Annotated in this window: 11 protein-coding genes; 1 reads left to right on the forward strand and 10 read right to left on the reverse strand. The window is 51.2% G+C overall.

The genetic code is table 11. The features are described 5' to 3' along the window. Positions 1-63 precede the first annotated feature (63 nt). The 10 genes from cueR to G9C99_RS06375 form a co-directional block, all read right to left on the reverse strand. Positions 64-459, reverse strand: a complete 396-nt coding sequence (gene cueR, locus G9C99_RS06330; RefSeq protein ID WP_166416608.1) for a Cu(I)-responsive transcriptional regulator — start codon at positions 457-459, stop codon at positions 64-66. Continuing rightward, complete coding sequence (locus G9C99_RS06335; RefSeq protein ID WP_166416609.1) at positions 456-2,933, reverse strand: heavy metal translocating P-type ATPase; 2,478 nt, start codon at positions 2,931-2,933, stop codon at positions 456-458. Before G9C99_RS06335 ends, cueR begins: the two co-directional genes overlap by 4 nt. An 82-nt stretch (positions 2,934-3,015) precedes the next feature. Continuing rightward, positions 3,016-3,663 (reverse strand): ATP-binding cassette domain-containing protein, encoded by a 648-nt coding sequence (locus G9C99_RS06340; protein WP_166416610.1) that lies wholly within the window; start codon positions 3,661-3,663, stop codon positions 3,016-3,018. Further along, positions 3,653-5,299 (reverse strand): ABC transporter permease, encoded by a 1,647-nt coding sequence (locus G9C99_RS06345; RefSeq protein ID WP_166417105.1) that lies wholly within the window; start codon positions 5,297-5,299, stop codon positions 3,653-3,655. The genes G9C99_RS06340 and G9C99_RS06345 overlap by 11 nt, the downstream gene beginning before the upstream one ends. A 98-nt stretch (positions 5,300-5,397) precedes the next feature. Next, positions 5,398-6,600, reverse strand: coding sequence for an ABC transporter substrate-binding protein (locus tag G9C99_RS06350; protein ID WP_166416611.1), 1,203 nt, complete (start codon positions 6,598-6,600; stop codon positions 5,398-5,400). Positions 6,601-6,602: 2 nt separating this feature from the next. Further along, positions 6,603-7,235 carry a CDP-alcohol phosphatidyltransferase family protein gene (locus tag G9C99_RS06355; RefSeq protein ID WP_166416612.1) on the reverse strand — a complete coding sequence of 211 codons (633 nt, stop codon included), beginning with the start codon at positions 7,233-7,235 and terminating at the stop codon, positions 6,603-6,605. 106 nt (positions 7,236-7,341) lie between these two features. Further along, on the reverse strand, positions 7,342-8,196 hold the full coding sequence (gene nadC / locus G9C99_RS06360; protein ID WP_166416613.1) for a carboxylating nicotinate-nucleotide diphosphorylase: 855 nt from the start codon (positions 8,194-8,196) through the stop codon (positions 7,342-7,344). Further along, positions 8,193-9,764 (reverse strand): L-aspartate oxidase, encoded by a 1,572-nt coding sequence (locus tag G9C99_RS06365; RefSeq protein ID WP_331459978.1) that lies wholly within the window; start codon positions 9,762-9,764, stop codon positions 8,193-8,195. The genes nadC and G9C99_RS06365 overlap by 4 nt, the downstream gene beginning before the upstream one ends. Before the next feature lie 10 nt (positions 9,765-9,774). After that, the gene (nadA, locus tag G9C99_RS06370) at positions 9,775-10,824 is read right to left on the reverse strand and encodes a quinolinate synthase NadA (protein WP_166416614.1); all 1,050 of its coding nucleotides are present in this window, start codon (positions 10,822-10,824) and stop codon (positions 9,775-9,777) included. 114 nt (positions 10,825-10,938) lie between these two features. Further along, positions 10,939-12,579, reverse strand: coding sequence for an ABC transporter permease (locus tag G9C99_RS06375; protein WP_231704000.1), 1,641 nt, complete (start codon positions 12,577-12,579; stop codon positions 10,939-10,941). Positions 12,580-12,681: 102 nt separating this feature from the next. Here G9C99_RS06375 and G9C99_RS06380 point away from each other — a divergent pair, with 102 nt between their 5' ends. Further along, positions 12,682-13,557, forward strand: a complete 876-nt coding sequence (locus tag G9C99_RS06380) for a hypothetical protein (RefSeq protein ID WP_166416616.1) — start codon at positions 12,682-12,684, stop codon at positions 13,555-13,557. Position 13,558: the final 1 nt, after the last annotated feature.

Here is a 13,558-nt window from a genome sequence, read left to right on the forward strand (position 1 = left end):
ACTAAATCACCAATAAACTCTGTTCCCGAAGAGGTGATAAATTTTTCTTTACGACAGCTGAGCTCAACCAATTGTTTTCTTTGAAAGATCTTTCAAAATGGGGCATTCAGGCCGATCATCCCCAGCACACGCATCCACAAGGTGAGATAAAGTCTGCCGCATTTGCGTTAATTCTTCTAATTTTTGATCGATGTTCTGAAGGTGCTGTGTAACGAGTTTCTTTACATCCGCACTCGCGCGGGACTGATCCTCATAAAGCGCCATGAGGCTTCGACAATCATCAATCGTAAATCCCAGCGAGCGCGCTCGGGCTAAGAAAGTCAGCTTATGCAAATCTGTATCCCGAAACGCCCGGTACCCATTTTCACCGCGCATAGGCGCAATGAGCCCGATCTCTTCGTAATATCGGATCGTTTTCGCGGGTAGACCCGAAAAATCTGAAACCTGTCCTATGTTCATGTGTTAGCCTCAATCTCCGGAAGCGCATTTTTCAAACGGCGTAACCGCAACGCATTGGTTAAAACAAAGACGCTCGACAACGCCATTGCCCCTGCAGCTAAGGCAGGCGAAAGCAAAACCCCAAACATAGGGTAAAGTATGCCTGCCGCCACGGGCACTAGTGCGATGTTATAAGCGAAAGCCCAGAACAAATTCTGTTTGATATTTTGCATCGTCTTTCGTGACAGATTAAACGCATTCACAACGCCACGCAAATCGCCAGACATCAGTACAACGTCTGATGTTTCAATAGCCACGTCAGTGCCTGTCCCAATGGCAATCCCTACATCCGCCTGTGCCAATGCAGGTGCGTCATTGATTCCGTCACCAACAAAAACAAGCGTTCCAACCGTCTGACGCAATTGATCTAGCGCTGCCACCTTCCCATCTGGAAGCACATCTGCGATCACCGTTTCAATACCCAATTCTTTCGCAATAACCGATGCTGTGGACTTGTTATCTCCGGTAATCATCGCAATTGTTAAACCTTGTGCATGTAGCGCGGCAATGGCCTCTCTCGTACCTATTTTTATTGGATCGGCTACTGCGATTACCGCAACGGCGACACCATCAATTGCTGCAAAGAGAGGCGTTTTTCCATCCTGTGCCCAAACATGACACGTGTCGCCGAACGCTGAAACGTCGACATTATCCGTTTCCATAAAACGGGCAGCGCCAACCAAAACTTTTTGTCCCTCAACATACCCGGAAACACCAAAACCCGTGTGTGATTGAAAATCGGTGACGTGGGCAGGCTTTGCCCCATTCTCTGATGCATATCGGACAATTGCGGCGGCAACGGGATGTTCAGACTGCGCCTCAACAGACGCTATCAATGGCAAGATAACTTGCTGTTTTCGACCTTCGGCCAAAACAATATTGGTCAATGCTGGATGGCCAGCCGTTATTGTTCCGGTTTTATCAAGTGCAACGACCTTTGCGCCCGAAAGTTGCTGCAAGGCCTCGCCTTTGCGAAACAAAACCCCAAGCTCTGCACCGCGCCCAGTGCCAACCATAATTGAAGTGGGCGTCGCCAAACCCATTGCACACGGACATGCAATAATAAGAACAGAAACACCTGCCACCAACGCATGCGTTATCGAAGGTTCAGGACCAAACATAGCCCAAACCGCCATGGTTATCAGCGCTATTCCCAAAATTGCGGGCACGAACCACATCGTGATACGATCAACCAACCCCTGAATCGGCAATTTGGCTCCTTGTGCCTGCTCAACCATCTGAATGATGTGTGCCAGCATCGTGTCATTCCCAACCGCAGTGGCCCGAAAAACAAAGCTCCCCGTTCCATTTACAGTACCAGAAATGACGTCCGCCCCCTCAGCTTTAGAAACCGGAATCGGCTCTCCGGAGATCATGCTTTCGTCAATATAGGATTGGCCAGACAGAACTACACCGTCCACAGCGACTCGTTCTCCCGGCCGGACGTGGATCACAGCGCCAACACCGAGATCACTAATCTCTGTTTCAACAATATCCCCCGAAATTTCGACGCGGGCCGTTTTTGCCTGTAACCCCACCAAACGTTCAATCGCAGCCCCCGTCCGCCCCTTTGCACGCGCCTCAAGCATACGGCCTAAAAGGATCAAAGTGACAATTACAGCAGCCGCTTCAAAATATACTACACGTGCTGAATCTGGTAAAACCCACGGGGCGCAGACAACGACAACCGAATACCCCCAAGCAGCAATAGCGCCCAAAGCCACCAAGCTGTTCATATCTGGTGCACGTCGAACGAGCGCGGGAAACCCCTTTTCAAAAAACCGCCGTCCCGGCCCAACAAGAACCGCCGTGGTCAAAATAAGTTCTAAAATCCAAAGATTTTGCAGCCCAATGGTGCGCATCACCCAATGATGAAATGCAGGCCAAGCATGCCCCCCCATTTCGAGCATAAAGACCGGAAAGGCGAGCAAGAATGACACCGCCGTCAGTCTCTTCAGTTGGGCATATTCTTCATCTTTGCGTTGCTGCACGGATTGGGGCATCCCGTGATCCTGCCGCGATCCCATGGGATAGCCAGCACTGGCCAAAGCATGTGACAGATCAGATGATGAAACTTGGCCTTCCGCAAATGTAACCTGCGCCCGTTCATTCGCTAAATTCACATGGGCCTGCGTCACGCCCAAAACGGTACTTAATGCGGCTTCGGCCCGACCAACACACGACGCACAGGAAAGGTTGTCGACCGAAAATTCCAATGTCTGAAGACGCGCCGGATATCCAGCCTGTTCCAACGCATTCAGAACAGACGACAACGCCTGAGCGTTTAATAATTTCACGTGCGCAGTATCTATCGCAAGATTAATCGCAGCAGATTGAACCTCAGGCAGGCTTTCCAACGCCCTTTGAGCGCGACCAACACATGAGGCACAGTTCAGCCCGTTCAGTATCAATTTCACATCGAAGGAATCTGTCATCGCAAAGCCTCTGGTCTGTACAGGCTTCAAATAGTGGTTCCCGTTACTGGAAGGTCAAGTTGATTACAGTAAAACCCGTGTTTTAATTCTGCCCAATGCGCACAATACGCCCACCAGAAGCTTCGGCGTCTTCGATATCATGCGTAACTAGTAAAACCGGTACCTTTTGCGCCTTTGCCCGTTCATAAACAAGCTGCCGCATCTGCGCCCGCAGTTCTGTGTCCAGCCCCGAAAACGGCTCATCTAACAAAAGTGCGGATGGTTGCGACAACAACATGCGCATCAAAGCAACACGCGCTTTCTGCCCCCCCGAAAGCGTCGCCGGATCGCGGTCAGCAAATCCTTCTAACCCAACATCAGCCAACGCAGTGTTGATTGTCGCCACGCAATCCGCGCCTTTTTGATGCGAACGCCGCAACCCGAATGCCAGATTAGCGCCAACCGATAGGTGCGGAAACAGAAGATCATCTTGAAACAAAATGCCGATATGACGCTGCTCGGGCGGTAAACCCGTGATGTCGCGCCCATCAAGTCGAATTTGCCCCGTCAGGCAAAAAGCTTTGTCCAATGTACCGATAACTGATGACAATAGCGTCGATTTCCCAGACCCTGATGGGCCCATCACCGAAAGCACCTCCCCCGGTGCAATCAACTCGTTTAGTTCAACCAATACCTGCCCTGCTTTCGCAATAGACACGTGATCAAAATGCAAACCCGCTTCAGTCTTCATTACGCAAAGCCTTTCTATTTGACCAAATCAATCGTGGCAGCAGCAAAGCAATTGCAAAAGGTACCAATGCCGCAACAGTTTGTGCCAACCCGTAGACACCGATCGCCCTGCGGTCCCCACCGGATGCCAGCGCCACAGCTTCGGTTGTTAGGCTTTGCACTCGTCCACCGCCAATCAACAACGTTGGTAAATACTGCCCCACCGACACAGAAAACCCAACTGCAGCAGCTGTCAAAACCGGAGCGAGCAGCATTGGCATTCGAACCGTCCACAACACGCGGTCCTGCGATGCCCCCAAGGCAGAGGCAACTGTGCCATACCGCCTGTCCCAAGCCCGAAATGGATCACTCAGCGACAGAAACACATACGGCAGAACAAACACGATATGCGCAGCAATAACGGGAACACGGCCAGAATGGATTCCAAAATTTAGCATCAAAGTTTGCAGCCCCGGCAAAAACGCCGTTTGTGGGATTAACAATGGCAAATACAAAAGCCAAACACCGCGTGTGCTCACCCGCAAACCATGGCGGTGCTCTGCCTCGAGGCACCCGATGGTCAGGATCAAAGCGACTATTGTCGCGACGGAAGCCAGTAGAACGGTTTCTCTTATCGGGTCTGCCAATGCGGTACCGTGGCGCATCCAGTTGCGCAAAGTGAACATATCTGGCCAGAACTCAGGAAAGCTCCAAAACCCAGCAAAAGACCAAGTAATCAGCCCAGCGATCCCCGCAAAAATCGCAAGCGCCGACAAAACTGCAAAGCCGAAGGCAAAGGGCCGAAATATTGAAAAGCCGCGCCCACGATGCCCCGATTGAACCCATGCTAACCCAGCTTTGGCAACCATCACTTCGCCTATCCGCCACAGTCCTATCACGCCGAGCACCAAAACAAATTGCACCAGCGCCGCCGCAGCTGCGCGCAAACGCAGAGTGAGTTCAGGGTCACCCATCCATTTAACAATTTGTACCGAAAGCGTTGGCGGTGTGTTTGGTCCCAAAATCATGGCTACATCAACCACGGAAAGCGAAAAGGCCAAGACCACATAAACCGGCAATCGTATCTGTTTATAAACGCGGGGAAAAATAACTTTTAGCCATGCGACCTCTCGTCGATAGCCAAGCGATCTGGCCACTGTGATTGAGCGGTTAAAATCAACTTGTCCCATTGCCGCGATCATCATCAGAAGCAAAAATGGTATTTCTTTAGCCACCAGCCCCGCAATGAGCGACAGCCCCCAAGGATCTTGCACAATCAATAAATCTGGGGGGCGGTTCCATCCGGTTAGCCAAGGCGACACCAAACGCGATGCCCATCCCGACGGCGCAATAAGAAACGCGATACCAAATGCCGCTGCCGCGTGGGGCACTGCCAAAAGCGGTGATAGCATTTTATGCACAAACGTAAAAAATGCGCTGCCCTGCAATGAGGCGACAATCATCACGACAACGCTTAGCGACAAAACCGCTGATACGATGCCGACAAACACACTAAGCCAAACAGCAGGCCAGAACCCACGCCAATCGAATAAATCCTGAAAGGGTGCCAGAGAAAACTCTGTTGCCCCCACAGCAGGAAGATATCCAAACGCAGGCGCAAGCGTTCCCGCGAGCCCTGCCAGCACGGGGCCCAACATGGCAAGCAACGTAAGCGTAGGTAAAACATATAAAACACGGCCCCGTCGCAACAACGGAGCCGTGTTAATCTGAAGATATTTCAGGGCTTGTCTCAAGATTACTCAGAAACGCCGTAACGATTTACCCAATCTTGCTCGATGCGCTCCATCCAGGATGGGTGCGGTTCAGCCAAAGCTGTTCCAAGCTCTGCCGGGGTAAGCGTCGCGATGCCAAGGTCAATCGCATCAAACGCTGCGCGTTCAGCATCAGACAAGCTATCCATTGCTAAAACAGTCCCGTAACCGAGGTTTTCAGGGTCCAATGCACGCGCTTGAGATTCTGGTGACAACAAGAAATTAGCAACAACCATCGCTCCTTCGGATGCCGATGCATTGTAAGGAATAGCCACAAAACTCGCGTTGCCGATTGTACCGTTCTCTAGCACAAAAGTACGCACTGTGTCAGGCAATTCAAAGTTGGCAATTGCTGCCGATGCCGCGCCAGGGCTAAACGAAATCGCGAGATCAAGTTCACCATCAGCAATCAACTGAATTTGCGTTGCACCCGTTTGCGGATAGGCGCGACCTTCGCGCCACAGCGTTGGCGTCAACGCATCCATAAAGCCCCACAAAGGCGCAGTTACTTCAGTATAATTTGCATCATCCACAGACGACAACAGTGGCGTAGGATCATCAACCAAATCATAGAGTGCTTGCTTCAAAAACGTTGAGCCCAAGAAATCTGGTGGCTGCGGGTAAGTAAAACGGCCGGGATTAGCAGATGACCAATCGAGTAGCGCATTCATATTAGGTAACGGGTTTGCCAAATCAGCCGTATCATACATGAACACAACCTGTGCCATGGCCCAAGGCGATTCATATCCTTCGGTCGGCACTGTGAAATCGCTTTGTACTGATTTGCCGTCAACATCGACGAATTGCCAATTTGGCAGATCTTCTGCAAATGGACCAAACAGCAATTCATTGCGCTTCATCGCTGCAAAGTTTTCGCCGTTGATCCAAATCATGTCAATTGCGCCGCCCTCATCCTGACCTGCGGTGCGTTCAGCCAAAACGCGGCTCACGGCGTCTGCGGTATCTGACAGCTTTACGTGCTCAAGTGTAACACCATAGTCTTCTTGAACGCGGCTTCCGACCCAAGCGATGAATTCATTGGTCGTGGTGGAACCACCCCAAGCGTTCCAATATACCGTTTGGCCATTTGCGGCCTCTAACACGGCATCCCAATCTGTTGGGTCTGTTTCAGCCATTGCACCCGTCGCAAATAGGGCAAGGGTCATTGCTGTCAGCGTTTTACGCATGATCACTCCTTCGTTGTTGATGTCGTTATAGCGCCAAAGACGCGGTGTGCGAGTAAAACGCGGGATGTTGCGGTCACAAAGCATAAGGTGCCAAAGCCCCAAGCCAAAGGCACAAACCAATTGGGGAAAACGCACAGCGCTACGAAAAACCCTATTGTTTCAGCCCCCTCCAGCAATCCACCGGTGAAATACAAAGATTTCAAACCGCGTTTCTCTGTTTGCATTTTGTGTTTTTCTGCAAGAATAGCGTAGCCGAGAAAGCTCGCGCCATTGAAATAAAAACTGGTCAACAAAAACGCGCCTGCAGCCCCATTCAGGCTTGGGTTCATCCAGACAAACGCCATTGGAACTGCGCCGTAGAACAGGAAATCAGCGACGATATCGAAATATCCACCAAAGTCAGTCCGCGTCGATGCCCGCGCAACAGCGCCGTCTAAGCCATCGGCAACGCGACTAAACAAAAGCGGGATAAGCGCCAATGCAGGCAACCCACACGCGATAAGCGCAGCCGAAACCAGCCCTAAGATCAGGCCAAACCCAGTCATCTGATTTGCCGTAATTCCGCGTGCTGCGATCACCGCACCGATACGGTTCAAAGGCGGATCAATATAGGTTCTGATTCTTGCATCAAACATGATGTGCTTATGACACCACGTTCCCTAATTTTCGCATAGGTTTTTGCAATAAATTTCGCGAGATAACTTGTTTGTGAAGCAAAGCGAGGCTTTGAGCCAAAAGGTTTCAGAAATCCAACCCAAGGTCGAGTGTCTGCGCCGAATGTGTCAATGCGCCCGAGGATATGTAATCAACGCCAGTCGTGCAAACTTCGGCGATACGATCCAATTTCATATTACCTGAAGCCTCAGTGATCATACGACCCGCCGTCATGCCCACGGCTTCGCGCAGCGTGTCTGTGTCCATATTGTCAAAAAGAACAACATCTGCACCGACCGTTTCCAACACCTCGGACAATTGTTCCAGAGTATCGACTTCTATCTCAACCCGCATCATGTGCGATGCTGACGCACGCGCTGCGTTCAGAACCGCAGCAATGCCCCCCGCCGCCGCGATGTGGTTATCTTTGATCATGATCGCATCAGAAAGGCTGTAACGGTGGTTATACCCACCGCCATGTAACACCGCCTGCTTTTCCACAATTCGCAAGCCCGGTGTCGTTTTACGAGTACAGGTCACACGCGTTTTGGTACCTGCCGTTTGGGCCGCGAATTTTGATGTCAGCGTCGCAATACCGGTCAAACGCCCAGCAAAGTTCAATGCGACACGCTCAGCCGATAGAATTGATGCAGCAGAGCCATTGATTTCCATCAGCGCATCACCGGGATTGCAGGGCTGCCCGTCCCGTAAAACTGTACGTATTTGCAACGCAGGATCGACCAGTCGAAACGCGATCTCGGCAATCTGCATTCCGGAAACCACACCAGCCTCACGTGCATTTATCCGCGCCTCGTACTGGACACTTGCCGGAATAACGGCACGGGTGGTCACATCTCCGTATTGCCCTAGATCCTCAAATAATGCGTTGCGCACCAGAGGTTCCAAGATCAGATCAGGTAAACGGGGGATATCAACGGTCATTTGAATTCTTCTACTATTTTTGTGCGCAAGGCGAAGGCTTCGGCAAATGTGGTTTCGCTACGGTGTTCAAATTCCACGCGCGCCTCGGGGTAATCGGTACGATAATGTCCGCCTCGGGATTCTTCGCGCTGCAACGCACCAGCGGCAATAAGCGTGGCAGTGGTGGTCATATTCAGAAATGTTGAACTGCTTTGGCCTTTTTCTTCGAGTTCAGCGATACCAACGAGCGCTTGCTTTAACCCGCTTTCGGTACGCAACACCCCAACATGATCATTCATCAAGCCCCGAAGTTTAGAAACAAGCACTTCATCCACAGCAGCACCCGCGGACAATGCCCCAATCGCGACCCGATCAACGTAAGTAATATCACCTAAGTGATCTGAGATGTTTTCAGCACAAATTCGAGCGTAAACAAGCGCCTCTAGTAACCCGTTTGACGCAAGCCTGTTCGCCCCGTGAAGGCCGGTTGAACTGGCTTCTCCGCAAACCCAAAGGTTTTTCAAACTGGCGCGACCACGTAGGTCGGTGTCGACACCGCCCATATGATAATGTGCAGCAACCGCGACAGGGATGGGGTCAGCGACCGGATCAATGCCAGCCCGTGCACAGGCTTCTGCCACGGCAGGGTATAGCGTATTCACCTCAGCCCCGAGGGCCGCGCGTGTATCGAGCATGGGCCGTTTATTTGCTTGAGATTGGGCAAAAATAGCGCGTGCAACAATATCACGCGGCGCAAGTTCAGCATCCGGGTGAATCGATGTCATAAATCGTTCGCCGGCGGCATTTATCAAAATCGCGCCTTCACCACGCAACGCTTCGGTCGCAAGTGGCGCGGGATCTTCGCCGCTATCAATGGCAGTCGGATGAAATTGCACAAACTCCGCATCTGCGATTTTAGCACCCGCGCGCGCAGCCATGCCAATAACCTGACCGCGAATACGTGGCGGATTGGTCGTATGGGCAAACAGCCCCCCTGACCCACCACCGGCAAGCAACACCGCCGGCGCACGCAATAAAACAGGCGCTGTTTCCGGATCACCGACCCCCGCGACCCAAACCCCGATAACGCTGTCGCCTTCTGTTTCCAGTTTGGTTGCCAGCATTCCCTCAAGCAATTGAATCGAAGGCGTTTCATGCACTTCGTCTATCAGGGTTTCCATGATCTGGCGTCCTGCCTGATCCCCCTTCACCCGAACAACACGCGCAACACTATGGGCTGCTTCACGGCTTAGGACATAGCCACCGGATTTTGTGCGATCAAAAGGCGTACCAAGTTCGGTAAGCTCAAGAATATGTTCGCGGGCTAATTTGGTAACATGTTCAGCTACCTCAGCAATAACCGTCCCTGCCCCGGCACTTGTGGTATCATCAGCATGGGATTTCGGTGTGTCGCCTTTGCCCATCGCGGCCGCAACGCCGCCTTGAGCCCAAACAGAACTGGCCCCTTGTCCCAATGGTTCTGGTGAAATCACAACAACTGGGCGCGGCGCAAGATCAAGCGCGGCATAAAGCGCGGCAAGACCAGCGCCAACAATAACAACACGCTCAGTTGAAATACTGTCTTGCACCCGTTGTTCCTCAGAGACCCAATTTGCGGCTTAAATCAATCATGCGCTCAACCGAAAGCCGCGCTTTTTCAGCGACGGATGGATCGACTTCAACGGCGCCCGACATCGTGTGTAAAGAATAAAGGATTTTCTCCAGCGTGATTTTCTTCATATACGGGCACATATTGCAGGGCTTTGCGAACTCAACTTCGGGCAGCTCATCGGCGATATTTGACGCCATGGAACATTCCGTCACCAACATTGCCTTGGCGGGTTTGTGTTCATGAATCCAACCCACGATGCCCGAAGTTGATCCGGTGAAATCCGCCTCAGCAACTACATCCGGCGTACATTCAGGGTGCGCGATGATTTTCACTTCTGGATCAAAATCACGATATGCACGCAAATCTTCGGCAGTATAAAGTTCATGCACGATGCAAGAGCCTGGCCAAAACACAACGTTTTTCGTGGATTCATTGGCCACATTCTGCGCCAAGAACTGATCTGGCGTCATGATGACAGTGTCGCTTTCCATCGCGTCTACGATCTGCACCGCATTGGCTGATGTGCAGCAAATGTCAGAGGCTGCTTTGACTTCAGCCGTTGTGTTTACATAGGAAACCACAGGCGCGCCCGGGTATTTTGCGCGCATTTCTTCGACACCTTCAGCGGTGATCGATTCAGCAAGCGAACAGCCTGCCTCCATATCCGGCATCAGGACAATTTTATCAGGGCTGAGGATTTTAGATGTTTCCGCCATAAAATGCACACCGCACTGCACAATGACATCGGCCTCGACCTCAGTTGCCTTGATAGCAAGCTGAAGGCTGTCGCCAACGAAATCCGCAATCCCATGGTAAATTTCTGGCGTCATATAGTTATGCGCAAGAATGACGGCGTTGCGTTCTTTCTTAAGCTTATTGATCGCCTCGACATAGGGGGCGAACATGGCCCAATCTTCAGGCGGAACAACACGGTCCATCTTTGCATAGATGTCTTTGTTGTTTTCGGCTTTGGCTACGGATGGTGACAAGTCGTAAGATGCGGCAAGATCGGCACGCATAGAAATAAGATCAAGCAACGAAGTTCCCCCAACGTGATCGCTGGCCCGTATCTATACAGAGTTAATGTGCATTTCCAGTTGAAATATAGTTTCCGAAGGCCCCAAAGTAACGAAACCTTATGTTAGCGCATGTCAAATTCGACGACTGGAGCGCGCCAAAATCAAAACCGCACACAGTCCAACCCCAATCACCAAAAGCGCCGCTGGCGAAGCGTCTTCTAAGTTTTCAAGCGACGCGTGCTCATAGACACGTGTTGATAAGGTGTTGAAATTAAATGGCCTCAATAGCAACGTTGCCGGGAGCTCTTTAACGCAATCAACGAAAACCAACAGCAACGACGTTGCAACTGACCCTCGGATCAAGGGCACGTGTACCGCGCGTAAGGTTCCCCATTCAGTGCGCCCCAATGAACGCGCCGCCATTGGAAGGCTCGGAGAAATCCGCCCCAACGAAGAATCTGCAGCCCCCTGCGCAATGGCGAAAAAGCGAACACTATAGGCATAAACCAAAGCAAAAGCTGATCCAGTAAGCAATAAACCCGGGTCCCAACCTGTTGTGCCTTCGATAAAGTCCGCAATGATATGGTCCAGCGCGGCGACCGGGATCAAAATACCAACCGCCAAAACAGCGCCCGGTGCGGCGTAGCCAATTGTTGTAAATGGCAATAACAAACGAGGCAATTTTCGACCCGTGAGGCGAACACCATAGACCATAAACAATGCTGCAATAACCGTAACGCTCGCTGCTGAGGCCCCAACCAAGACTGTGTTGCTCAACGCACGAAATAAGTCGGGATCAACCCATCGATCAGAGTTTACGATTGCATGCCATCCGATCACCCCGACAGGCATTATAAAGCCGATGAGGAATGGAATGAAACACAGCGCAAACGCACCCCATCCAGCCCAACCCGTCAAAGAAGTGGCCGAAACGGGACGTTGTTGGCGTGCCGAGGTGTGGTAGCGATTTTTCTTACGGCTAATCTTTTCAAACGCAACGAGGGCAAGCACCAAAATCAACATGATCCCGGCAATCTGCGCGGCCCCGCCCGCGTTATTGCGTTCTAACCAAGTTGTGAAAATCCCGGTCGTTAAAGTTTGGACACCAAAAAACTCAACCGTGCCGAAATCTGCTACGGTTTCCATCATTACAATAGCAACACCCGCAGCAATCGCAGGCCGAGCAAGCGGCAAACCCACCCGCAAGAAACGCGCAATAGGTCCAGCGCCTAACGCTTGCGCCACTTCAAAAGACGCGCCAGATTGTTCGCGAAACGCCGCTCGCGCCAATAAATAGACATAAGGGTACAACGCACCAGACATAACAACGATTGCGCCACCACGCGACCGGATGTCAGGAAACCAGTAATCCCGTGATGTCTGCCAACCAAACATGTCCCGCAAAAACGTCTGAACCGGCCCGGCATATTCCCAAAAATCAACCAACGCATATGCACCGACATACGCAGGCACAGCCAACGGCAACAACAACAACCATTCGAGCCAAACCGCGCCGGGAAAACGGTACATGACCATCAACCATGCTGCCCCTGTCCCTACAGCAGCCGACAATGCCCCCACCGTCACCATTAATACTAATGTGTTTTCAAAATACCTTGGTAAAGTTGTGCTTAGTAGATGCGGCCAAATATTATCAGTCGGGTGGAATGCAATCCAAACAACTGCAAGAATTGGCAAAAGAACCAACGCTGCAATAAAAACAGCGCCAAGCGACCAAAAGCTTGGAAGTTGGCGGCGCGAAAAATGTCGCATTAGGTTAGTCTTTTGCTCAGTCATAACTGCGCATTAACCGAAAGCGGTTTCGCTGTCCAGAAAACCCCGTATAGTAGCGACAATTCTACAGGGTAATATTCCATGCAAATCGCTTACCATATCGGTGCCCACGCAACCGACGATGATCGACTGATCAAATCACTCTTAAAAAACAAACAAATGCTGCAATCTCATGGCGTTGCAGTGCCCGGTCCCAGCCGCTACCGGCAGCAAATTCGCGAAACACTTGCGTCAGCAGCGAACGAAACCCCAACACATGAAACTGCTGAAACTCTTTTTCGTTCGATCGTACAGGAGGACCATGTTAGCCGCGTCATCCTTTCAGGGGAGCATTTCATCTGCATTCCTGATCGCGTTTTTGCCCAACAAAAATTCTATGCTTTGGCGGATAAACGTCTTCCGCTGTTGGCACAGTTAGCGCCGAGCAACGAAGTCGAAATTCACATCGCAACATGCAATCCAGCAATTTTCATCCCAACAGTTTTTGCTGCATCCAACGCAAAGGATTTCGCAACTTTCATGCAAAACACCGATCCCGTTGATTTGCATTGGTCGGAGCTAACGGCACGCATGAAATCTTTGGTACCCGGTGCAAAATTGGTTGTCTGGGCAAACGAAGACACGCCGGTATTATGGCCACGTCTTTTGCAATCTTTGTCGGGGCTGTCGCAAGCAAAGATATTTGATGGATCTTTGGATATGATACATGATGTTATCACACCCGAAGGAAAAAACCGTCTTGAGGCCTATCTGAAATCACACCCGCCCAAATCGCACACGCAATTTCAAAAAATTCTGACCGCTTTTCTCGAAAAATTCGAAAAAGAAGACAGCACTCAAATAGAAATTGATCTGCCGGGTTGGACGGATGACCTGATCGACACCCTCACGACAAATTATGAATGGGATCTTGATCGCATCCAAGGCATGGAAGGCGTGACATTCATCACGCCTTAAT

Source organism: Cochlodiniinecator piscidefendens, from assembly GCF_011326755.1.
GTDB lineage: Bacteria > Pseudomonadota > Alphaproteobacteria > Rhodobacterales > Rhodobacteraceae > Cochlodiniinecator > Cochlodiniinecator piscidefendens.